This is a genomic window from Zwartia hollandica (genome assembly GCF_019923725.1).
Lineage (GTDB): Bacteria > Pseudomonadota > Gammaproteobacteria > Burkholderiales > Burkholderiaceae_B > Zwartia > Zwartia hollandica.
Map to the genome: position 1 here is coordinate 1 of NZ_JAHXRI010000010.1, position 22,872 is coordinate 22,872.

At 51.2% G+C, this 22,872-nt stretch carries 22 protein-coding genes and 1 pseudogene; 18 read left to right on the forward strand and 5 right to left on the reverse strand.

Annotated features, from left to right (window positions below):
* From KZZ10_RS10645 to KZZ10_RS10685, 9 genes are all read left to right on the forward strand, one after another.
* A partial coding sequence (locus tag KZZ10_RS10645) for a LysR substrate-binding domain-containing protein (RefSeq protein ID WP_259661515.1) occupies positions 1–426 on the forward strand: 426 nt, incomplete at its 5' end.
* 136 nt (positions 427–562) lie between these two features.
* Positions 563–1,489, forward strand: coding sequence for a dihydrodipicolinate synthase family protein (locus KZZ10_RS10650; RefSeq protein ID WP_259661516.1), 927 nt, complete (start codon positions 563–565; stop codon positions 1,487–1,489).
* Between the two features lie 20 nt (positions 1,490–1,509).
* Positions 1,510–2,985, forward strand: a complete 1,476-nt coding sequence (gene hydA, locus KZZ10_RS10655) for a dihydropyrimidinase (RefSeq protein WP_259661517.1) — start codon at positions 1,510–1,512, stop codon at positions 2,983–2,985.
* A gap of 2 nt (positions 2,986–2,987) precedes the next feature.
* Positions 2,988–3,935 carry an N-carbamoyl-D-amino-acid hydrolase gene (locus KZZ10_RS10660; RefSeq protein WP_259661518.1) on the forward strand — a complete coding sequence of 316 codons (948 nt, stop codon included), beginning with the start codon at positions 2,988–2,990 and terminating at the stop codon, positions 3,933–3,935.
* A 9-nt stretch (positions 3,936–3,944) separates the two neighbouring features.
* Positions 3,945–4,805 (forward strand): transporter substrate-binding domain-containing protein, encoded by an 861-nt coding sequence (locus tag KZZ10_RS10665; RefSeq protein ID WP_259661519.1) that lies wholly within the window; start codon positions 3,945–3,947, stop codon positions 4,803–4,805.
* 16 nt (positions 4,806–4,821) lie between these two features.
* Positions 4,822–5,571 carry an amino acid ABC transporter ATP-binding protein gene (locus KZZ10_RS10670; protein WP_311133556.1) on the forward strand — a complete coding sequence of 250 codons (750 nt, stop codon included), beginning with the start codon at positions 4,822–4,824 and terminating at the stop codon, positions 5,569–5,571.
* Between the two features lie 19 nt (positions 5,572–5,590).
* A complete protein-coding gene (locus KZZ10_RS10675) occupies positions 5,591–6,268 on the forward strand; it encodes an amino acid ABC transporter permease (RefSeq protein WP_259661520.1) in 678 nt (225 codons plus the stop codon).
* Positions 6,269–6,276: 8 nt separating this feature from the next.
* Complete coding sequence (locus KZZ10_RS10680) at positions 6,277–6,954, forward strand: amino acid ABC transporter permease (RefSeq protein WP_259661521.1); 678 nt, start codon at positions 6,277–6,279, stop codon at positions 6,952–6,954.
* 15 nt (positions 6,955–6,969) lie between these two features.
* Positions 6,970–8,457, forward strand: coding sequence for a M81 family metallopeptidase (locus KZZ10_RS10685; RefSeq protein ID WP_259661522.1), 1,488 nt, complete (start codon positions 6,970–6,972; stop codon positions 8,455–8,457).
* 6 nt (positions 8,458–8,463) lie between these two features.
* Here the strand turns inward: KZZ10_RS10685 and KZZ10_RS10690 are convergent, their stop codons facing one another.
* The 3 genes from KZZ10_RS10690 to KZZ10_RS10700 all read right to left on the reverse strand — a co-directional run bounded on the left by KZZ10_RS10690 (position 8,464) and on the right by KZZ10_RS10700 (position 12,678).
* Positions 8,464–9,975, reverse strand: coding sequence for an arylsulfatase (locus tag KZZ10_RS10690; RefSeq protein WP_259662192.1), 1,512 nt, complete (start codon positions 9,973–9,975; stop codon positions 8,464–8,466).
* A 177-nt stretch (positions 9,976–10,152) separates the two neighbouring features.
* Complete coding sequence (locus KZZ10_RS10695) at positions 10,153–11,583, reverse strand: patatin-like phospholipase family protein (RefSeq protein ID WP_259661523.1); 1,431 nt, start codon at positions 11,581–11,583, stop codon at positions 10,153–10,155.
* Positions 11,584–11,613: 30 nt separating this feature from the next.
* Complete coding sequence (locus KZZ10_RS10700; protein ID WP_259661524.1) at positions 11,614–12,678, reverse strand: VWA domain-containing protein; 1,065 nt, start codon at positions 12,676–12,678, stop codon at positions 11,614–11,616.
* A gap of 63 nt (positions 12,679–12,741) precedes the next feature.
* Here KZZ10_RS10700 and KZZ10_RS10705 point away from each other — a divergent pair, with 63 nt between their 5' ends.
* From KZZ10_RS10705 to KZZ10_RS10735, 8 genes and pseudogenes are all read left to right on the forward strand, one after another.
* Entirely contained in the window at positions 12,742–13,656 is a 915-nt protein-coding gene (locus KZZ10_RS10705; RefSeq protein ID WP_259661525.1) for a S1C family serine protease, read from the forward strand.
* Between the two features lie 23 nt (positions 13,657–13,679).
* Positions 13,680–14,711 (forward strand): AAA family ATPase, encoded by a 1,032-nt coding sequence (locus KZZ10_RS10710; RefSeq protein ID WP_259661526.1) that lies wholly within the window; start codon positions 13,680–13,682, stop codon positions 14,709–14,711.
* The gene (locus KZZ10_RS10715) at positions 14,695–15,711 is read left to right on the forward strand and encodes a DUF58 domain-containing protein (protein WP_259661527.1); all 1,017 of its coding nucleotides are present in this window, start codon (positions 14,695–14,697) and stop codon (positions 15,709–15,711) included. The genes KZZ10_RS10710 and KZZ10_RS10715 overlap by 17 nt, the downstream gene beginning before the upstream one ends.
* Positions 15,708–15,929: pseudogene (locus tag KZZ10_RS15475) on the forward strand (hypothetical protein); the annotation flags it as partial. The gene KZZ10_RS10715 and the pseudogene KZZ10_RS15475, both read left to right, overlap by 4 nt.
* A 51-nt stretch (positions 15,930–15,980) precedes the next feature.
* On the forward strand, positions 15,981–16,772 hold the full coding sequence (locus KZZ10_RS10720) for a vWA domain-containing protein (protein WP_259661528.1): 792 nt from the start codon (positions 15,981–15,983) through the stop codon (positions 16,770–16,772).
* Between the two features lie 11 nt (positions 16,773–16,783).
* Positions 16,784–17,545 (forward strand): SDR family oxidoreductase, encoded by a 762-nt coding sequence (locus KZZ10_RS10725; RefSeq protein ID WP_259661529.1) that lies wholly within the window; start codon positions 16,784–16,786, stop codon positions 17,543–17,545.
* Between the two features lie 151 nt (positions 17,546–17,696).
* The gene (locus tag KZZ10_RS10730) at positions 17,697–18,668 is read left to right on the forward strand and encodes a Bug family tripartite tricarboxylate transporter substrate binding protein (RefSeq protein ID WP_259661530.1); all 972 of its coding nucleotides are present in this window, start codon (positions 17,697–17,699) and stop codon (positions 18,666–18,668) included.
* A 16-nt stretch (positions 18,669–18,684) separates the two neighbouring features.
* On the forward strand, positions 18,685–20,460 hold the full coding sequence (locus KZZ10_RS10735; protein ID WP_259661531.1) for an FAD-dependent oxidoreductase: 1,776 nt from the start codon (positions 18,685–18,687) through the stop codon (positions 20,458–20,460).
* 22 nt (positions 20,461–20,482) lie between these two features.
* Here KZZ10_RS10735 and KZZ10_RS10740 read toward each other — a convergent pair whose 3' ends face one another.
* Positions 20,483–21,232 carry an SDR family NAD(P)-dependent oxidoreductase gene (locus KZZ10_RS10740; protein WP_259661532.1) on the reverse strand — a complete coding sequence of 250 codons (750 nt, stop codon included), beginning with the start codon at positions 21,230–21,232 and terminating at the stop codon, positions 20,483–20,485.
* Between the two features lies 1 nt (position 21,233).
* Positions 21,234–21,842: a glutathione S-transferase family protein gene (locus KZZ10_RS10745; protein WP_259661533.1), complete on the reverse strand. Its 609-nt coding sequence runs from the start codon at positions 21,840–21,842 to the stop codon at positions 21,234–21,236.
* A gap of 154 nt (positions 21,843–21,996) precedes the next feature.
* Here KZZ10_RS10745 and KZZ10_RS10750 point away from each other — a divergent pair, with 154 nt between their 5' ends.
* Positions 21,997–22,869 carry a putative selenate ABC transporter substrate-binding protein gene (locus KZZ10_RS10750; RefSeq protein ID WP_259661534.1) on the forward strand — a complete coding sequence of 291 codons (873 nt, stop codon included), beginning with the start codon at positions 21,997–21,999 and terminating at the stop codon, positions 22,867–22,869.
* Positions 22,870–22,872: the final 3 nt, after the last annotated feature.

Consider the following 22,872-nt stretch of genomic DNA (forward strand, 5'->3'; position numbering starts at 1 on the left):
CAGGGTAACCTTGTCTGCATCTTCCCCTACAACCATCCGCTCGCAAGCGGTTCCATGCTAACGATAGAAGATCTCTTGCCTTACCCTCTGGTGTCCTATCGTAGCGAAACACCTTTTGGAACATTGGTCGAGCAGATGTACCAAGAGGCTGGGCATGTGCGGCGCGTCGCCATAGAGGTGAGCTCCCCGCATAACGCCTGTTCATTAGTTAAAGCCGGTGCCGGCATTGCTATCGTCGATGAATTCTCTGCGCACAGCGCGGAGGGCGACTTTGTGGTCCGTCCCATCGCGCACACGAAGACCTTAGCGATCAATCTTGTACAGTCTCGCTTCGAACCTTTGTCTCAACTCGCGCAAGACTTTGCTGTGGCCTTGCGCGACACCGTCAAGACACAAGGGTTTGCAATACCCAAAACGAACAAATAGCTACGCACCACTCACCCATAACCTAAGGTTATAGGTGGGCAATAAAAAAACAAGTGATGTTCTAGCGCAACCGCTTTAGGATAAAGCATCACAGCAACAAGCAACTCAGCTTGCATCGCTATCAAACGGAGACGTCATGCCTGCCCCAACAAACGCCAAAGGTGTATTTACGATTTGCCCTACCCCCTTTGATGACGCACTCAAGGTCGATACTGAAAGCATCAAAAGCTTGGTAGATTTTTTGTTAGATACGGGGATCACCGGCTTGGCTATTCTCGGGTTCCTAGGCGAACTGCACAAACTCAACAACGCTGAACGCCGCCTAGTGACAGACACCTTTATTAAACACACAAAAGGTCGCGTACCGGTTTGGGTTGGCGTGCGCGCCCATGGCATCACTGGCGCAATCGAACAAGCACAAGAAGCGCAAGACTCCGGTGCTGCTGCCGTGTTTGCTGCACCCCTTGATAACGCGAGCGATGCACTGTTGTTCGACTATTACAAGGCCGTTGCAGACTCCGTCAAGATCCCAGTTGTCATTCATGACTTTCCGGACTCGTTCGGCACAGAAATTCGACCGGAAGTTGTCGCGCGCCTGGGGAAAGAAGGTGGCGTAAACATGATCAAAATGGAAGAGCCTCCTGTTGGTCAAAAGATTAGTCGCATCCGTGATCTCGCGGGCGATGAAGCGATGAAGATCTTCGGTGGCTTAGGCGGGATGTTCTTCCTCGAGGAACTCCAGCGCGGAGCTGTCGGCACAATGACTGGCTTCGCGTATCCAGAAGTGTTGGTAGAAATCTATAACCGTTTTGCAGCAGGCGATCACAAAGGTGCGGCAGCCGTCTTTGACCGCTACTGCCCACTGATCCGCTATGAATTTCAACCAAAGATTGGCTTGGCGCTTCGCAAATACATCTACCAACAACGCGGCGCAATCCGCAGCAATGCAATTCGCTCGCCAGGAATGCGTATTGACGCACTCACCATCAAAGAACTTGAAGCAACCGTTGCTCGCGTTGGTTTATCGACGACCGCACGCGGCAGACAAGTCGTAAAGGCTTAAGAGAAACAAGGATGAGTGCCATGAGCAATTTTGACGTCACGATTCGGAATGGTCGGATCTGCACCGCTAACGAAACCTACTATGCGGACATCGGTATTAAGGACGGTGTGATTGCTGCGATCGCGAAGAGTCTGCCAGCCGGCAAACAAGATATTGATGCAGCGGGTCGCTGGGTGCTTCCCGGCGGCATCGATAGCCACTGCCACGTCGAGCAGCTATCAGGCATGGGAATGATGTGCGCGGATGACTTTTACAGCGCAACAGTCTCGGCGGCCTTTGGCGGTACAACAACCATTGTCCCGTTCGCAGCGCAACATCGCGGCAACCAGATCCCCGAAGTGGTTGCCGACTACGCTAAGCGCGCAGCCGAAAAAGCAGTCATTGATTATGGCTTTCACCTTATTCTGGCAGACCCGACAGCCGAAGCCATAGAGAAGCACCTGCCCGCAGTCATCAAAGATGGCATCACGTCATTCAAAATCTATATGACGTATGACCGCATGAAACTTGATGACTATCAAGTGCTGGACGTTCTGGAGTGTGCAAGTAAGGAAGGTGCACTGGTTATGGTGCACGCAGAAAATAACGACATGATCCGTTGGATCGCACGTCGCTTGGTCGAGCGCGGGCTCACCGCACCGAAGTACCATGCGGTTGCGCATACCAGCATCGCCGAGAGCGAAGCCACCAATCGCGCTGTCGCTCTTGCAACGCTAGTGGATGTGCCCATATTAATTGTGCACGTCGCGGGTCAGGAAGCCGTGCGCGTGATCCACTCTTCGCAAGCACTGGGACTTCCCATCCACGCCGAAAGCTGCCCACAGTATCTGTTTCTAACGGCGAAGGATATTGACCTTCCCGGCCTGGAGGGCGCAAAGTTTTGCTGCAGCCCACCACCCGGTGACGAAGCGTCTCAAGAGGCCGTCTGGCAAGGACTGATTAACGGCACACTGCAAATGTTTTCGTCGGATCACGCTCCCTACCGCTTTGACGAGTCCGGAAAATTGCCAAAGGGTGATGCGACGACCTTTAAAGACATGGCGAATGGTGTACCAGGCTTAGAAGTACGCATGCCCTTATTGTTTTCCGAAGGCGTACTTAAGGGTCGCATGACCATCGAACGCTTCGTTGCAGTGACAGCCACAAACCATGCGCGCACCTACGGGATGTATCCACAAAAAGGAACAATCGCTGTCGGTAGCGATGCAGATCTTGCGATTTGGAATCCAGAGAAGGCCGTCACGATTTCGACCAAGATGTTGCATGACAACGTGGGCTATACGCCATACGAAGGCAAGCAGATCACGGGTTGGCCTGAACAAGTATTTAGCCGTGGGCGTTTGGTTGTGACCGATGGCAAATTACAAGCCGAGCGCGGCTCCGGCAAATTCATCAAGCGGTCAACACCCGAACCTGTTCTGCGTCAGCGCTTGACCGGCAATCCCAACTCGGTCATGCGTAAGTATTTTTCTGTCGATCCGTCGGAGAAGCATTGATCATGAGCAAACGCCCCTTTGGTCTAGCCGTCGCTCAACTCGGCCCAATTCAGCCCAACGATACCCGCAAGCAGGCTGTTGCGCGCTTATTGGAAATGATGAAAGAGGCTGCAAGTCGTGGCGCAAAGATGGTCGTGTTTCCAGAGCTCGCGCTCACAACGTTTTTTCCACGGTATTGGATGACAGAAAAAGAAGCGATCGATCGCTACTTTGAAAAATCGATGCCGGGACCAGAAACGCAAGCACTGTTCGATACAGCAAAAAAACTCAGCATTGGGTTTTATCTCGGCTACGCAGAGGTATCGACAGAGGGGAAGTGTTTCAATACTTCGATTTTGGTCAATCAGCAGGCAGAGATTGTTGGTCGCTACAGAAAGATTCATCTGCCTGGACACAGCGATAACAAATCACATGCGCCCTTTCAGCATCTAGAAAAGAAATATTTTGAAGTCGGTAACGAAGGCTTCAATGTCTGGGAGACGATGGACTCCCGTATCGGCATGTTGTTGTGTAACGATCGCCGTTGGGGAGAAGCTTGGCGTGTGCTTGCTTTGCAAAACGCCGAGATCGTTGCCGTGGGCTACAACACCCCCTCACAAAATATTCATTGGAACGAGCCGCCTCACCTAAGAATGTTCCATCACATTCTGTCCTTGCAAGCGGCCGCTTATCAAAACTGCGTGTGGGTCGCCGCTGCTGGCAAAGCTGGCAAGGAAGATGGCTTTCACTTATTTGCGGGCTCTGCGATTGTGGCCCCCACTGGCGAGATCGTCGCCCAAGCCCAAGGCGAAGACGACGAAGTTATCTTCTGCCAAGCAGATCTCGCGCTTGGCGATGCATTCAAACAACATATTTTTAATTTCGCCGCCCATCGGCGTCCCGAACACTACACACTCATCACAGAGCGTGTAGGGCCAGGTGCCGCCTTGGGCAAACCTCCACTGCTCTAAAAAGGACTGATGATGACTAGCCTTACTTCTTTGTCGAATCGCGCCGGACGTTTTGGTCTGGTGCTGGCTCTCAGCGCTGCCTGTGCATCGGCCGCCTGGGCAAATAAACCACTCGCGACGGGCGTTGATGCAACTTTCGCGCCGCACGCCATGCCAAAACTTGGCGGCGGTATTGATGGCTTTAACGTTGAGTTGGGTCACGCTCTGGCTAAACAACTCGGCACGACCATTACGATCGATGGCACAGAGTTTTCAGCGTTGATTCCTGGCCTCAATGCCAAAAAATACGACTTTGTATTAGCACCGACTACAGTGACCGAGGCACGTGCCAAGGCGCTTCTTTTCTCTGAAGGCTATCTAAACACCGACTTCGCATTTGTACAAGACAAAAAGACAGCTGACATGAAGTCGCTTGACGACCTCAAGGGCAAAACGATTTCCGTGAACAAAGGTTCTGCCTACGAGTCCTGGGCCCGTGACAACGCAGCCAAGTACGGCTTTAAATTTGATGTCTATGCAACCAATGCAGATGCCATTCAAGCTGTTCAATCTGGCCGTGCTTATGCCAACATGGCCGGCAACACCGTCGCCGCGTGGGCTGCTAAGCAAAACCCAGCAGTCAAAATGACCTATGTCATGTCGACAGGATTGGTGTGGTCTCTAGCCTTCCGCCTGGATGACAAAGAAGGGCGCGATCGTATTTCAAGTGCTTTGAAATGCTTGAAGCAAAACGGGACTGTTTCTAAGCTTGCTCAGAAGTGGTTTGGCTTTACACCAGCCCCCGGTTCAGCAGCCGTGACGATTACCCCCGGTCAAGGTGTTCCAAACATGCCTGGCTACGACCCAACCCCCGTTAACCTCAAGTGCTAAGACGTTCCTGGACCGCATGATGCAAAGCCCGATTCTGAAAATTACCGGCCTCCACAAGTCCTTCGGTGACAACGAAGTGCTCAAGGGTATCGACTTGAGCGTCACGAAGGGACAGCTGGTTTTCATGATCGGGCCGTCCGGGTCTGGCAAAAGCACTCTCTTGCGCTGCTGCAATCGACTAGAAGAGCCAAGTGCTGGCGCGATACTGGTCGATGGCGAAGACATCACGGCTGCTAAAGCAGATCTCAATCGTATCCGCCAAGACATTGGCATGGTGTTTCAGCACTTCAATTTATATCGTCATATGTCGGTACTCGACAATGTCACCCTAGCTTTGCGAAAAGTGCAAAAGCTTTCAAAGAGCGAAGCAAATGAGCGTGGTCTTGACGCCTTAAAACGCGTGGGCCTAATCGAGAAATCAGCGTCATTTCCAGACCAGCTTTCTGGTGGTCAGCAGCAACGTGTTGGCATTGCGCGCTCGTTAGCGCTCCGCCCCAAGGTTGTTTTGTTTGATGAGCCGACAAGCGCGCTCGATCCAGAATTAGTCGGTGACGTACTGAAAGTCATGCGTGAACTGAAAGACGACGGCATGACCATGGTCGTCGTGAGCCATGAGATGGGCTTTGCCCGTGCTGCCGCAGACCATGTTGTGTTCATGGATGCCGGCGCCATCGTTGAACAGGGCACACCTCAGCAGATTTTCGGTGCACCCCAACATGTGCGGACAAAAGCGTTTCTCGCTCGTCTAAGCGATCACTCGGCATAACGATGGGTGACGCCAGACCATGGATCTAAAAGCGCTAGTCTTCTCTTTTTTCAACCTAGAGATCGCCTGGGAGTACCTGCCTGACATCTTAAAAGGCATGGTCGTAACTGTCGAGTTAGGCATCGTTGTTGCGCTGACAGGCTTGTTTGTCGGGATGTTGCTCGCCGTCGTGCGTGCGCTCCAACTCAAACCAATTAATTTTTTCATCATCTGCTTTGCCGACATCATGCGGTCTTTGCCTCCGCTGGTCGTCATCATGGTGTTGTTCTTTGCATTCCCGTACATCCAGATTTCCATGTCCGCATTTACTGCCACCTGGCTCGCCCTTTCGCTTGTGCTGGCAGCCTTTGTCGAAGAAATTTGCTGGGCAGGTATCGTATCCGTTCCCAAAGGCCAAGCTGAGGCGGCACGCTCCACAGGCCTGAACTGGTTGCAAAGTATGTTGTATGTGGTGCTACCTCAGGCTGTGCGCCTGACTGTCGCACCGCTGACTAATCGCGTGATCGCGATCACAAAGAGCACGGCACTTGGCTCTGTCGTTGGTTTGAGCGAAGTACTGAGTAACTCCCAGTCTGCGATGAGTAACAGCGGCAATGCCACACCACTCATGCTTGGTGCGATTGGATGCTTGTTTATCTTCATCCCTGTCGTGTTGCTTGGTCGTTGGACCGAAACGCGTTTCCGTTGGAAGCAATAGAGAGCGCCATGGACGAGATACTTAATAATTTCTTCAATATCCCGATCTATATTCAGGTCGCGCCATTTCTGTTGCAAGGGTTGCTCAATACCCTCTTGCTCTCCGCGCTTGTTATTCCGTTTGGACTAGCTTCAGGGTTATTGGTCGGTGTGCTGTCTATCACTCTCAAAAACCGTTGGGCGCGTGGGATCCTTGCGATCTACATCGACGTCTTTCGTGCACTACCGCCACTCGTTCTACTGATTTTTATTTACTATGGCACGCCATTTTTTGGTTGGGAACTCCCCAAGCTGCTTGCCGTTGTGATCGGCTTCATGCTGAACAACTCGTCTTATTACGGTGAAATTTTTCGCGCTGGCCTGGAAAGCGTCCCAAATGGCCAAGTTGAAGCCGCGCGCTCGACGGGGCTATCAGCCACACAAACCCTTCTCTATATTCAGATTCCCCAAGCAACGCGCAACGTCATGCCTGACTTGATCAGCAATACGATTGAAGTGATTAAGCTCACAACCCTTGCCAGCGCAGTCGCGATGCCGGAACTATTACGCGTCGCGCGAGACGCACAATCACTCGTCTACAACCCATCGCCGATCGTATTGGCAGCTATCTTCTACCTCGTCTTGCTATGGCCACTCGTGCGCTTACTCAGTCGCTTCGAGCACAAGAAGATGGGCGGTGGACATTAACTACAAATACACATCATGAAGATCCTAGTTGCTCGCATGAACCACGAGACCAATACGTTCTCGCCTATTGCAACCCCCTTGAAGTCTTTCGGTGACAACGGCCCGTTGTACGGCACAGAAGCGTACGTAGCATCAAAAGGCACGCGCACCGGAATCGCCGCCTTTATTGACATCCTTGAAGCAGCAGGTCACGAAGTTGTTGTTGCCTGTACGGCCACAGCCAACCCCAGCGGTTCTGTTTGCGCTAAAGCCTATACCCATTTATGTGACACGATCGTTGCAGCAGCCAAAGGCTGTGATGCCGTCGCGTTGGACCTCCACGGCGCCATGGTCGCTGAAAACTCTGATGATGGCGAGGGTGACTTACTTGAACGTGTACGTAAAGCACTACCGAACGCACCGATCGCAGTCGCACTCGATCTGCATGGCAAGATGACCGACAAAATCATTAATAACAGCGATATTGTCATCAGCTTTAAGACCTATCCGCATGTTGATATGTACGAGACCGGTGAACATGCGGGACGCCTGTTAGTAGACATGATCAATCAGCGCATCAAACCAACGATTGCTTGGCGTCGTCTTCCGCTGATTTTGAACACGCTCTGTAGTCGCACAGATATTGGCCCTATGCACGAAGCGGTGAAACTTGCCCGTGCGGCTGAGGCAAAAGGTATTTTGGGTGCCTCGGTGTTAGCCGGTTTTGCGTTAGCCGATATTGCGGCACCTTGCATCAGCGTTGTTGTGGTCAGTAATAATGACCAAGCAGCTGCCGAAGCTACCGCACAAGAAATCGCCGATTACATCTGGACGAATCGCGAAGGCTTCATTTACAAAAACGAGCCACTCGCGGCTTCTATTGCACGCGCCAAGGACCTCGCAGCCGCACCGGGCTCGGGCCCAGTCTTACTGTTAGACCATGGTGACAACTGCATGTCGGGTGGTACCTGTGACGACATGAACGTGCTGCACGAGGCGCTGAAGCAAGGCTTAGAAGATATCGTGGTGGGCCCAATTTGTGACCCTGAGGCAGTCGCGCAACTAATCGCTGCAGGCTTAGGCGTCACAGTAACCTTGCCCATCGGCGACAAGGTGCCCCTGACCCAACTCGACATTACGAATCCACCGCGCTTACTGACTGGTGTGGTGTCAAAGATTACTGATGGGCAATATGTGGTCTCAGGCCCAACCTATACAGGTCAACGTATCCACATGGGCCGGACAGTTTGTCTGGATACACCACAAGCAAAAGTGATGGTCACTGAAACACCGCAAGAGCATTGGGATCTGGGGATCTTCAGTCACATCGGAATCGATGCACCAAAACACCGCTTTATTCTATTGAAGTCGCGCATGTACTGCCGACCCGTTTTCGTACCAATCGCCAAAGCACTCGTCGAGTGCGATGGCGGTGGTGTCACCGGTGCGGACTACTCTCGCTTCCCCTACAAGAAGCTAGACCGCCCGGTTTATCCGTTTGACTCCCAGACAACCTGGAAGTAAACGCTTTTAATTACTCGCCGGCTTCTCGAGTTGCTGCATGATCTGGTCGATCGAGAAGCTTGCCGCCTTTTGACGTGGTGGAAACTCTTTGAAGGTCGAGTAAAACTGCGCGACCATCTCTTGCGCTGGTACGAATAAGAACGCGTGATCGATCAACCAATCATAGTAAGTATTGGATGTTTGATCAGCGCGCTCGTACGGATCCAGCCGCAAGTTAAAGAGCTTAGGAACGCGCAGCGGTGTGAAAGGCTGTGCCCACAAACGCATCGTTCCTTTGGCTTCTTGCTCAGAGAAGACAACCTTCCAGTTGTCGTAACGCAAGGCTACAAGCTGACCATCATCGTTGAAGTAAAAGAACTCATTACGCGCACTCTTGCCCGACTTACCCGTCAGGTATGGCAACTGGTTGTAGCCATCAAGGTGCACCTTATAGTCTTTGGCACCAACTTTTGTACCCTTCTTCAACTTCTCTTTGATCTGATCATCGCCTGCTGCGGCCACCAAAGTAGGCAACCAATCCAAGCCTGAAACGATACCGTTCGAAACCGAGCCTGGCTGAATCTTGCCTGGCCACTTGATCATGGCGGGGACACGATATGCACCTTCCCAGTTTGTGTTCTTCTCAGCGCGGAAAGGTGTCATGCCCGCGTCTGGCCATGAATTCATGTGCACGCCATTGTCGGTTGAGTAAATAACAATGGTGTTCTCGGCCAGACCAAGATCTTTGATCTTTTGCAATACACGCCCTACCCGCTTGTCATGCTCGACCATCGCATCCGCGTACTCGCCTAGCCACTTGCCTGCCTGACCAGCAATCTTTGGATCAATGTGGGTACGAAAATGCATACCTGTGGTGTTGATCCACGTAAAGATTGGCTTGCCACTTTTTGCGCCGCGCTCAAGAAACTCGTTCGCGCCTGCCACGATCTCATCATCGATCGATTGCATCCGCTTCTTTGTTAACGGTCCAGTGTTCTCGATTCCACCACCTGCTTTGCATTTCAAGACACCGCGTGGTCCATACTTCTTTTTGAACTCTGGGTCTTTGGGGTAGTCGCGGTGCTCTGGCTCCTCCTCAGCATTAAGATGGTAGAGATTGCCAAAGAACTCATCAAACCCATGATTACAAGGCAGATGCTCATCCCGGTCACCAAGGTGATTCTTACCGAATTGGCCCGTGACATAACCACGTGATTTGAGCAAGGTCGCAAGCGTTACGTCCTCTGTTTGCAAGCCAAGCTTCGCACCAGGTAAACCGACTTTCGACAAGCCAGTGCGCACAACGGCCTGACCCGTAATGAAAGACGAGCGACCCGCTGTCGAGCTTTGCTCAGCGTAATAGTCAGTAAACAGCATGCCATCTCGCGCAATGCTGTCAATATTAGGTGTGCGATAGCCGACCAAGCCGTTAGAGTAAGCCGAGATATTGCTCTGGCCGATATCATCGCCCCAAATCACGACAATATTTGGCGGGCCCGCTGCAATGGTGGCCGTGGAGATCAAACCCGTCGCTAGCATCGCCGCCACGAGAGAGGATTTCTGAAATTTTTTAAGCATTTGAATCAAATCCTGAAGTTGGGTGACCAGCATCGAACGAAACCTAAGTTATTCCGTCTTTGCTTTTTTATGTGGTCAACCCTATTAAATTCCTTATTTCCAGAAAGGGAAATAGACTAATTGGCGTATACAGCCCTCTCAATCATTTTTCTGAGGAATGCGCACACCCACATCTTTGATCAATCGCTGAAACTCGGGCGACGCCATGATGATTTTGCCTGCCGAGGCACGCAAGCGATCAACCGCTTCATCGGTCAGCACAAACGAAGTCGGCTGCTGATTTAAATAAAACCGCTCTTCTTCGCTTTTGATTTGTTTGAAGGACACATCAATCGTGTAGATCTCTGCATTCGGCACTTTCATCAAGGACGCAATCGCAGGATCTTTGTTCGTCTTCATTGCGGCGGAGTCTCGAATCTTACGCAAAGCGTTCCAGCGCGCCGACGTATCCTTGAGCAACTCTACTGCTTCGTAAGAATAGTGATCGATCGGTGTGCCGGCGGCCTTGAGCAAGACAGTGAGACTATCAGGAGGACGCTCGCGCTCATCCCAATTAGTCTTGGGCTCAGATAAGGAGTTCACGACGAACACGATTACCCGACGTATGCGATCGAGTGAGGTTGAGGTGCCCGTGTCGTAGAGTGCTTCCATTAACTCAAGGGAGTCTAGAACACCACGCATGCCGACGTTGTCTGAGACGCCGCCGTCTACAAGGTGAAGATATGGCTTTTTGGTGCTGTCACTTAAGCTATTTTCCGCCTGAATTGATCGCGTGGCTCGGGCCGCCGGGCGCTTGACGTTGCTATTATCTAAAAAAGGTGCCATCCATACAGGTGGCTTCCAACCACAACTCCCCCCATAATTGTTAAAAGTCACTGGCGACAGAACCACGGGGACAGCTGAGGACGCCGCCGCAGCACGCGATAAGGGCACCGCACTCAAATCCGAGCACATGGTATCGAACACGCGTTGATTAAATACAAAGCGCGAACCAGTCGAAATATCGGTCGCAGATGCTACGACAAACGGACCCTTGCGCTTTGCAAGATCCCCAAAGGTTGCACCTTCAAACAAAATTTCATCGTAGAGTTGCGCGGCCAACTCGGACCTACCCCAACCACTTGAGGACAAACTCGGCCAATAAACAGGATTCAATACGCGCGAAACGATTTCTCCTTGCACATCACGCTTAAGGAACCGTTTTTCGTATTCATCAAAGAGTTTGTCGCCATACAGGCCATAGGAAAGTGCTGTGAAGCTTCCCCCAGATACACCGGTGATCAAGCCAACGCTATCAAGCAAGCGCATCTTTTTGCCTTTTGGGCCAACCATCTCGGTGTTACGTAAAAATTCCAACACGCCATACGAGAAGGCAGCTGCCCGCGTGCCACCCCCTGAAAACGCTAGCACCACAAGGTTCTCTTGATCCTCTGCTTTGGCGTGCATGGTCTCAAAACGATACCCGGCATTGTCGTCGACGGTGGATACTTGCTTGTTCACTGGGCGTGAAGCACACCCAGTGAGTAGGATTACAGAAAAAAACAATGAAAAGAATTTAACGGATGTCATGAAGGGCGAATTAAAAAAACAAGATGAATGTTATGGACTGCGTCGAAACCATAGCAGAGAAAGAATGAATGCCAACAACACAAAGACGAAGCTTACCCCTCCAAAAAGAGAGGTGATCTCTGTTTCGCGTCGCTCTAACGAAAACTTGCTAGATAGATGCTGATAAACCTTTGTTAAATCACTTGAGTTTTCAGCACGAAAAAACTCTGCCTCAGTGATACCTGCAATCGCTTGCAAAGACCGTTCATCGACCTGAGCATAGAAATTACTGCCACCCCATCCTGGAATAAATCCACCGGCCGTCCCGAACGCAACGGTATAGACGCGAACGCCACGCTCTGCAGCCTGCTTCGCTGCTGCGAAGGGATCAGGACCGTGCGTACGACGTCCATCCGAAATCAAAATAATGGCACCGTTGCTATATGATCCTGGCGGCACAGCAGCGCTCGGGCGATTTTTACTGACGGGTGGTGAAGGCTTGGCCGATGGTAAGGGAAACCCGTCACCCCAGGCTCCAAAGTTCTCACCATAGATCGTGGCTTGCAAGTCCACACCCGATTCAGGCAGCAAGGTGGCAAGCGAAAGTAACAAGCCACTTCCCGTCGCGGTCCCTCGCTGCAGTCGAAAACGATCGATGGCCTCTAACAATATCTCTCGGTTGTCCGTCACTTGCTGGACAACTTGAGCGGTGCCCGCAAACGTGACCACACCCACACGAATGTTATTTGGCAATTCTCGTAAGAATTCTTTAATTGTTACTTGTGCTGCTTGAATACGATTGGGTTCAACGTCCTCTGCCAGCATGCTGCGCGACACGTCAACTGCCAAAACAATTGTCATATAGTCTGCCGGCAAAGTGACCTGCATGACAGGTCGCGTCAAGCCAAAACAGGCGATCAAGAGCCCAATCCAGAGCAAAGCGGGTGGTGTATGACGCCGCCAGGCGCCTCGCGGCCCAAGGGCCTGACGCACCATCGCTACGTTTGAAAAAACCACCGCCTCCCGGCGTTTTCGACGCAGCAGCCATACATACCCCAATGGCAGACATGCCATCACGGCAAAGCACCATAAAAATTCTGGCCAAATAAAGCGCATAAGCCTAGTCTCGGCGGTATGATAAATCACACTTTATCACCGCTTGCGGGAATTGAGTCCATTATGAAACGAACCGCACTATACAGCCGTCGTTTAGACTCCTTGCCGAAGCAAGATGAGCCCAGCTGGGACTCGTCACAGGATCACCTCCCTGCGCTAAATAAGAAAAAACGCTACCGAATAAACCGCAGACAAGTCGAGCGCGCTTTCCTTCTGTCCTTAGGCATCTTGCTCGGTATCGTTGCAATTTTGGGTTTTAACCATCAAAACCAAGCTCTCAATGCCTTAACGCAAGAGCAAATCGACGCGGCCGTATTGCACACACTGAGCACGAAAGATTTGCCCTCGCGTACGACGCGTGCGGCCACCTTAATCGCGCCCTCAATCGTCAGAATCAGGACTGATATTTTTGCAGCCTCAGGCGGGACCCAGGTTTTTGATGGTGAGCTTGGCGTTGGTACCGGAATTGTGATTAAGGATGATGGGACCATACTGACTAATCTGCATGTTGTGGCAAATGCGCCTCGACTCATCGTCACTTTCGCGGATGGCATGGAATCGCCAGCGGTCATCATTTCAGCACAGAAAGACAAAGACCTAGCTGTGATTAAACCAACCAACATCCCAGATGATCTCGAACCAGCCACACTAGGCTCGAGCAAAAATATTATGGTGGGCGATGAAATAGCAGTTGTTGGGTATCCCTTCGGGCTTGGACCGTCGGTTTCAGCGGGGGTGATATCTGGGTTAAATCGCGAATATAAGCCGACAGAAAACTTAACACTAAAGGGCTTAATTCAATTTGACGCTGCCGCTAATCCAGGCAACTCAGGCGGTCCATTAATCAATATGTCTGGAGAAGTACTTGGCATTGTGACTGCGATTCTAAATCCAACAAAGGCAAAGACCTTTGCAGGAATTGGCTTCGCAATCACGATCGAAAGTGCCGGAGATAGCTTAGGTATCCCACCATTTTAAACACCGTGTTTGAGGGCATCACAATGCAAGAATCAGAGATTTGGAGCGCTGGTCGACCCACTCAGCCAATCGCAGAGGCCGCCTCCTTGATGGAGCGCGTGCTCTTCGAAGTCAAGCGCGTCGTGGTCGGTCAAGATGTCTTTCTAGAAAGAATGTTGATCGCAATATTGGCTCAAGGCCACCTTCTGATTGAAGGTGTGCCTGGCTTGGCAAAAACATTGACCGTAAATACCTTAGCCAAAACGATTCAAGGATCGTTTAAGCGCATTCAATTTACGCCAGATCTTTTACCTGCTGACCTAGTGGGTACACAGATCTTTAATCAAAAAGAGAGCGAGTTCAGCACTGTACTCGGTCCCGTCTTTACAAACTTACTCCTTGCAGACGAAATCAATAGAGCTCCCGCTAAGGTTCAAAGCGCGCTATTAGAAGTGATGCAAGAGCGACAGGTCACAATCGCCGGAACGTCGCACAAAGTACCCTCGCCCTTTCTAGTGATGGCGACACAAAACCCAATCGAAACAGAGGGCACCTACCCCCTTCCCGAGGCACAAGTCGATCGCTTCATGATGAAAGTACAAATCGGCTATCCAAGCGACTCTGAAGAGTTTGTCATTGTGCAACGCGTCATTGGAGACCCTATCCACGTGAGTCCCGTGGCTTCAACAGAGCAGCTTCAAGCACTGCAAGCGCAGAGCCGCCAGGGTTATGTTGATCCTGCACTCATTGAGTACGCGGTCAGAATTGTTGCTGCTACCCGAGATCCAAAACGAAGTGGGCTCGCAGAGTTAGAGCGATTCATCACTTTTGGAGCAAGTCCTCGCGCAACGATCGGTTTAATTGAAGGCGCAAGGGCACTAGGCTTCTTGCGCGGACGAGCATACGTTCTACCTCAAGATGTTGTTGATCTTGCCTTTGACGTGCTTAGGCATCGAATCGTCTTATCGTACGAAGCGCTCGCCGAGGGAATTACAGCCGACGAGATTATTAGACAAATTTTAAAGGCCGTCCCTCGACCAGAGAAACCGCTTGAGAACCATGTTCAACTTCCTTAGGCGGTTTGCGAAGTCACCTACCGTTGACGTGACCCCGCCGCCCTTCAATCCCGATCTGTTTTTACGACAGCTCGAGTGGACGGCTGTTCGTAAATTAGACGGTCAATTGCAAGGGGACTATCGAACACTCTTTCGCGGTGCGGGGCTGATGCTCGCAGACCTCAGAGAGTATCAAATGCATGACGATGTGCGTCACATTGATTGGAATGTGACTGCGCGGATGCGTACCCCATACGTGCGTGAGCACGAAGAAGACCGCGAGATCTCAATCTGGTTTCTTGTCGATCTTACCGGATCTATTCATTTTGGCTCCAGCGCAGTGACCAAGCAACAACTAGCAATGAATTTTGTAGCAGTGTTGGCGCGGCTATTTACACGTCATGGGAATCGTGTTGGCGCAATTCTTTACGCGGGACCTTCATCACAGGCGTCGCTTGTTATTCCAGTGCGATCTGGCCGAAAGCAGGTTTTACATATCATCGAACAGATGCATCAGTTGTCTGAAAAAAAACCACAAGGCGAGACAAGCCTGAGTGATTTATTCCAACTGGCTAGCATGGCGATCAAGCGTAGATCCACTGTATTTGTCATATCAGACTTCATCAGTTCGCCGGGCTGGGATAAGCCGATACATCAGCTTTCGAATCGTCATGATGTGATCGCCGCTAGACTCTTAGATCCAGCCGAGAACGAACTACCAGCCTCTGGAATCATGCTGATCCAAGATAGTGAAACGGGTGAACAAGTATTTGTCGACTCGGAAGACAAGGGCTTTCGGCAACGATTTATCGAACATGCCGAGGCACATGCAACACGCCTCTCACACATCTTCGCGCAATCTAGCGTGGACTGTATCGAGTTAGACACGTCGGAGTCTGTTCACGACGCATTAATGCGTTATTTACTTTTAAGAAAACGTAAAGTGTCGCTTACGCGTGGCTCAAGCTTGCACAACAGCACCGCGAATCAGTCGCACGTTCAGCAGAATAAAAAAATATGATTGCGTTGAACTCAATCAGCTTTCTATGGCCTCAACTTCTTTGGCTTTTGTTTATTTTGCCGCTTCTCTGTGGCATCTACCTTTTCACTAACATCCGCTACCATCACGCACAGACGTTTGGTCAGCCCCGTCTTTCAGGACCTAAGAGTCGTACAAGATGGCGCAACACAATCGTAGCGGCGCTTATACTCATCGGCCTAGCGCTCTTGATCCTGAGTCTAGCCAGGCCCAGAGCGGCCCTTTTGCTTCCGACTCGCCTGGACAGCATTATGGTAGCAATCGACACATCAGGCAGTATGGCGGCTACCGATATTGCTCCCAGTCGAATTGAAGCGGCACAGGCCACAATAAAGAAATTTATCGGAGCTCAGCCACCCAACATGAAGGTCGGTGTCGTGACGATAGCAAGCACAGCGGCTATTGCGCAGGCACCTACAACGGATCGAGACGATTTGTATCGGACCATCGAGAGCCTGCCCTTACAAGCGGGCTCCGCTGTGGGCAGCGGCATTCTGATTGCGCTTAGTGAACTTATTACTGGAAGCGGCCTGGACGTACAAAAAATCCTAACAGAGTCAAACCGCTCTACTGGACCGACCGACTCCGGTCAACCGCTTGATCTCACTCCGCGCCCAAAGGCCGCCTTAAGAGTTCCGCCTGGCTCAAATAAATCAGCAGCGATCGTGTTGATCTCCGATGGTCAGAGTAATTTTGGACCAGACCCATTGAAGATGGCTCAACTCGCTGCCGATTTTGGGGTGCGCATCTATACCGTCGGGATGGGTACGCCAGAAGGTGTTGTCTTAAAAGCCCAAGGCGTCTCAATGCGCGTCAAACTCGACGAGGCACTACTTAAAAATATTTCCGAACTTACCTTGGGTAATTACTATCGGGCAACCAATGACATGGACCTGACAAGTATTTATCAATCCTTGTCCAAGACAATTAGACTTGAGCGCCATCAAGTCACTGAGGTTTCTGCTATTTTTCTGGCATTAAGCGTACTCTTTCTGCTCATTGCCGCGCTCATATCGATTAACCATCGCGGCCGAATAATCTAATAGGAGCCCTTATGGATCTGGGAATCAAAGGTAAAACAGCAATGATCACGGCCTGTAGTTCTGGGCTCGGACAAAGTATTGCTCAGCGTTTGGCCATGGAGGGCTGTAACCTCACCTTACTGTCGCGCTCGGCTGAGAAGCTGGAGTCCTTAGCATGTGAGCTGCGATCGAAGTATGGTGTAGAAGCGATCGCGATTCCTGGAGACATGACGCGCGAGCATGATATGGAACATTTCACTCAAGTAACCCAAGAAAAACTAGGCGGGCCTGACATTTTAATTTTGAACACCGGACGTCCACCACTAAAAATGACCACGGTCTTGGGTGAAACCGATGCACAACGATGGGAGCAGGCTTACCAGACACAACTGTTAGCGGCAACAATTGCCGTTCGCGTGATTGTGCCCAAGATGGTCGGTCGCGGATGGGGACGCATTGTCGGAGTCACGTCTGCCTCTGTTGCGCGACCAATGACCAATCACGCGCTATCTACCGTATATCGCGCAGGTGTAACGGCCCTCCTCAAGCATCTTGCAAACGAAATTGCACAGCACCAAATTACCGTCAACACCGTGCAACCGTCCTCAATCCGCACCACTTCATTGGCTTCCTCTTATGACATGAGCGAACGCATCAAACGCATACCGTTGGGCAGGCTCGGCACACCTGAGGAATTCGCTGCAACAGTCGCATATTTGGTTTCCGAGCCAGCCGGTTTTATTACCGGTACCCATTTATTGATTGATGGTGGCATGGCGAGTAGCCTCCAATAGCTGGCAAATGATTAAAGACTAGCTTAGGTAGCGACTCAGGCCCCCGAAGGCTTCCCAATTTGAGATCCACAAAGCTTGCGCAAAGCTTACAAAAAACTTGCATAAAGTTTACGCCTCTGGTCTCATAAAGAAAAAACCCTTTGGAGACAACATGAACGCGATAAAAAAACTCTTATTAGGCTGCACGCTGTTGCTATCTATTTTTAAAGTCAGTCACGCTGCCTATCCAGATCAACCCATCAAAATCATTGTTCCGTTCCCTGCCGGGGGAACAACCGACGTCTTAGCGCGAATCTTAGCGGCTAAGCTTTCTGAGCGCGTCGGGCAACCTGTCGTTGTTGATAATCGCGCCGGTGCAGGCGGGACAATCGGTGCAGCTGCGGTCGCAAAAAGTCAGCCAGATGGTTACACCTTTATTCTCGGAACCTTTGGGACCCACGCAGTCAATTTTGCACTGACAGACAAACCGACTTATCACCCCTTGAACGATTTTGCCCCTGTCACAACAATTGCTGAAGTACCCAATGTATTGGTCGTTTCGTCCAAAGCGCCATACAAGACCCTCGCAGAACTGATTGCGGCGGCAAAGGCAAAGCCGGGGCAGCTAAGCCATGGCAGTACGGGAATCGGCGCCTCACCGAGCCTCAGTTTCAATGTACTTAAAAACATGAGTAAGATAGACATGATCGAAGTCATGTACAAAGGCGGTGCGCCCGCCCTCCTCGCTACGATGGGGGGTGAAGTCACAATGACCTTTGATGGCGTCACGACTTCAACTCCGCACATCAAAGCAGGAACGTTAAGACCCCTCGCCGTCAGCAGCAGTTATCGCATCCCCACCCTGCCAGACGTGCCGACGGTCGCCGAGAGTGGTTACCCAGGCTTTGATGTTGCTGCATGGTACGGCATCTGGGCGCCGGCAAAAACTCCTCCGGCCATCATCCAAAAAATGAATGCTGAGTTCAATGCCATTCTCAAAATGCCTGATGTCAGAGAGAGATTCGAGAGCAATGGTGCCAAAATTTTAGGTGGCTCAGTGCAGGACTTCGTCGCCTTCAATAAGAAAGAGTTCGAGCGTTGGTCAAACTTTATCCGTACCAGCGGCATCAAATTAGAAAACTAAGTAGGCATCAAATCAAATGCTTGGCATCGCTTCTCAGAGTACAGACAATCCCTTCGATACCGTTGATCGCATCAGTGCCACAAACTGGCTGAACACTCTTAATTCAGCCTTAGCAAAATCTGACGAAGGTCTGATCAAGACGCTCTTCGCAGACGATTGCCATTGGCGCGATCTGCTCGCGTTTACTTGGTCTCTTACACCCACAGCAGGTGGTGCCAACATAGCAAGCTTAATGTTGAGTAAACAAGCCCAAGTGAAGGCGCGCGACTTCAAACTGGCAGAAGGTCGACTTGGCCCACGCCGGTTGAAGCGAACAGGCATAGATGTCATTGAGTCAGTTATTCAGTTTGAAACAGAGCTTGGTCGTTGTTTTGGTGTTCTACGTCTTTTGCAAGACCATCCTGAAGAAGCATTTCAGTTACTGACAAGTATGCATGAACTGAAAGGACACGAAGAAAAAATTGGGGGGCGTCGCCCAACAGGAGCAGCCTACTCACGAAACTTTGGCGGAACTAACTGGCAAGATCAACGTATCGCAAGCCAAGCCTATGCGGACCGAGAACCCACCGTGCTTGTGGTGGGTGGCGGCCAGGCAGGGCTTAGCGTCGCAGCGTCTTTGGTCTTGATCGGTGTTGATACATTGGTAATCGATAAGTATCCAAACATTGGCGATAGTTGGCGCAAAAGGTATCACTCACTCGCGCTGCACAACGTCACGGATCTCAACCACCTGCCCTATTTGCCATTTCCAGAAAGCTGGCCCTCTTATCTACCTAAAGACATGGTGGGTAACTGGCTCGAGATCTATGCTCAGACGATGGAAATCAATAACTGGACGAGTACTGAGTTAGCTACTGCCACTTATAACGAAGAAACCGCAAGCTGGACTGCAGTACTCAAGAATAACGTCACAGGCACCGAGCGCACAGTACGACCCAAGCACATCATCTTCGCCAATGGACTCGTAGGGCTCCCACGCATCCCGAAACTGCCTGGGCTCGAGGATTTCACCGGCGAGGTCATGCATACAAGCTCCTTCACGAGTGGCGCGAAATGGAAGGGAAAACGCGCACTAGTTCTTGGCACTGGAACCAGTGCACACGATGTCGCCCAAGATCTCCATAGCAACGGCGTAGAAACGACAATGATTCAGAGAGGATCAACGACCGTTGTCAGTATCGATCCTAGCTTGAAGTTAACTTACGCACTGTACGAAGGTATTGCACTAGAGGACGGCGATCTACTTTCTAGTGTGAACACACTTGAAGTGACCAAACGCAATTTCAAGCAAACCTCGGCCAGAATGATCGAGCTCGATAAAAAATTAATTAACGATCTTATTGCCTGCGGATTTAAATGGGATAACGGCGAAAACGATACCGGCTATCAAATGAAAATCCGTACACGCTACGGTGGCTACTACTTAAATGCTGGCTGCTCTGACCTTATCATCAGCGGAGCTATAGGCTTGTGTCAGTATGAACAAATTGACACGTTCGTAGAAAACGGCGCTCTATTGAAAGATGGGACCATCAAACAAGCAGATCTCATTGTTATGGCCACTGGCTTCGTCCCACAAGAGGAAGTCGTCAAGCAACTACTGGGTGAAGAGGTGGCGCAAAAGATTGGCCCGGTTTGGGGCCTTGCGCCAGATGGCGAAATGAACAACATGTGGCGCCGCACAAGTCAAAAGGGACTATGGTTTGTAGGCGGAAGCTTTACGAACTGTCGAATTTACTCCCGCTATGTCGCCATACAAATCAAAGCACTTGAGGAAGGGCTTCTGCATTAACGCTCCTCAAACGAAACACCGTTCACCACTTCTCAACGCTTGGCCTTAAATCTAACTCAAAGGTCCAAGCATCGGGAGTTTGCTCGTGCAGCCACAAGTAGGCGCGAGCGATGCTCTCCGGATCAAGCAGTCCTTGCGGACCAAGCGCCGCAACACGTTCTGGCTGAGTGGTACGCACTCGCTCAGAATCGATCACACCATCGACAACTACATGTGCAATGTGTAAGCCCTGCGGCCCAAATTCACGCGCCATACTTTGCGCGAGCGCCCGTAAGGCGGCCTTACCTCCGGCAAAGGCACTGAACCCAATACCGCCCCGCAGGCTAGCCGTAGCACCCGTAAATAGAATCGTGCCGTGCTTTCTCGGCAACATTGCCCTCACGGCTTCACGCCCCGTCAAGAAGCCCGCCATTGCGCACATTTCCCAAGTCTTGAAGTATTTTTCTGCTGTCATTTCCAGCAACGGAAATCGCACATTACCGCCTACGTTGAAGACGACCACTTCAAGAGCGCCCACGTCGGCCTCTATTTTCTTGAGGAGCGCGATGACCTCCTCCTCGCGTCGTGCATCAAGTTGATAGGCAATGGCACGACCACCCGCGTCTTGAATACTTCGCACAAGCGCAGCACTGGCGTCGGGCGTGCGACGCGTCACACAGACGGTAAAACCCGCTTGTGCGAAGCGTTTTGCAATGGCACTACCTGTCGCATCGCCCGCGCCTACAATCAAACAAACCTTCTGTGAGGTTGTCACCGCAGGTGAAGTGCTCATGCTAAGCCCGGGCCGTGGGACGTGCGACGACCGAGGTGTACCAACGAGTCAGCTCTTTAAGCTCGGGTGGGATCTTTGTACCCGTCACCTTACCCACCAAAAACCCACATTGCGCCACGATATCTGCAATGCTGTATTGATCTCCGGCAATAAACTCGCGACCAGCTAGCTCACGATCGAGCCACGCAAAGGAGTCATACGCGCGATTGCGCGCATGCTCACCACAAAGCGGCTCTTGCGGAATGCGCCCTTCCCAATACTGCCCTGTGTGTTGAAACGCTGTCACGATCGGGGCGACGATTTCAAATTCCATCCGTCGCATCCACATCTCGATTTGCGCTTTCTCAAGTGGTGTACTGCCAAACAAGGGTCGCTCAGGGTGCAGGGCCTCAAAGTAGCGGCATATCGCGATCGATTCGGTCAGCAAGGTGCCGTCATCCAGTTCTAGCACAGGTGTCTTACCCAGTGAATTCAACTTCAGAAAAGCTGGAGATAGGTTTTCACGATTCAGACCATCGACTTGCTTCGTTGGTACGGTGATGCCCTTCTCAGCCAAAAAGATCCGCACGCGACGCGGATTCATTGCCGTGGTCATGTCATACAGAATCATGTGAGTTACCTTTGTGAAGTCAAATATCAAGCGCGACGCAGGACTAAGCCTTGAGTCCTTATTATGCTTGAAACAAATCTCTGTGAAAGACCCTACGAAGAAAATCGTTTTTTCGTGCTAAAACATCGACTTACCGTAAACACCTAGAGGTCCTATGATCCGAGCTCTAACGCTTCGCGCACTAACTTTTTGGGCGACGACATTTTTTGCCTCGGCGATCACCGCTAGCGCCCTTGCACAACAGGTATTACGTGTCACAACAATACCTGAAGAGGCCGCAACAGAACAGGTTCGTAAGTTCGGACCGTTAACGAAATACCTCGAGCGCACCCAAGGCATGAAGGTTGAATTCATCCCGGTCAATGACTACCCAGCCGCAGTCGAAGCCTTGGTCAACAAACAGGTCGATCTCGTTTGGTTTGGTGGCTTCACACACGTTCAGGCACAAATTCGTTCTGGCGGAAAAATTATCCCAATCGCTCAACGCGAAGAAGACACAAAGTTTCGCTCAGTATTTATTGCGCAGAAAAACTCCGGGATCACGAAACTCTCTGACTTAAAAGGTAAGCAATTTAGCTTTGGCTCTCAATCCAGTACGTCGGGTAGCTTGATGCCACGCTCGTTTCTGCTAGAGGCAGGCATCGATCCAGAACGTGACTTCAAACGTGTCGCCTACTCCGGTGCGCACGACGCAACAATCGCCTCAGTCGTTAGCGGTCGTGTCGATGGCGCTGCACTAGACATTACCGTTTGGAATAAGTTTGTCGCAGACAAGAAAGTCGACACAAGCAAAGTTGATGTGTTTTTCACAACGCCTCCTTACTTCAATTACAACTGGTCTGTACATGCAGATATGCCTGCGGCGCAGCGCGAAAAAATCAAGGCTGCCTTATTGGCCTTGAGCATGGACAATCCTGAAGGTAAAGAAATTCTCACCTTGAATCGAGCAACCCGCTACATTGCGACTTCGCCTGAGAATTACAAAGGCCTTGAGACCGCCGGACGCAGTGCAGGACTGATCAAATAGCCG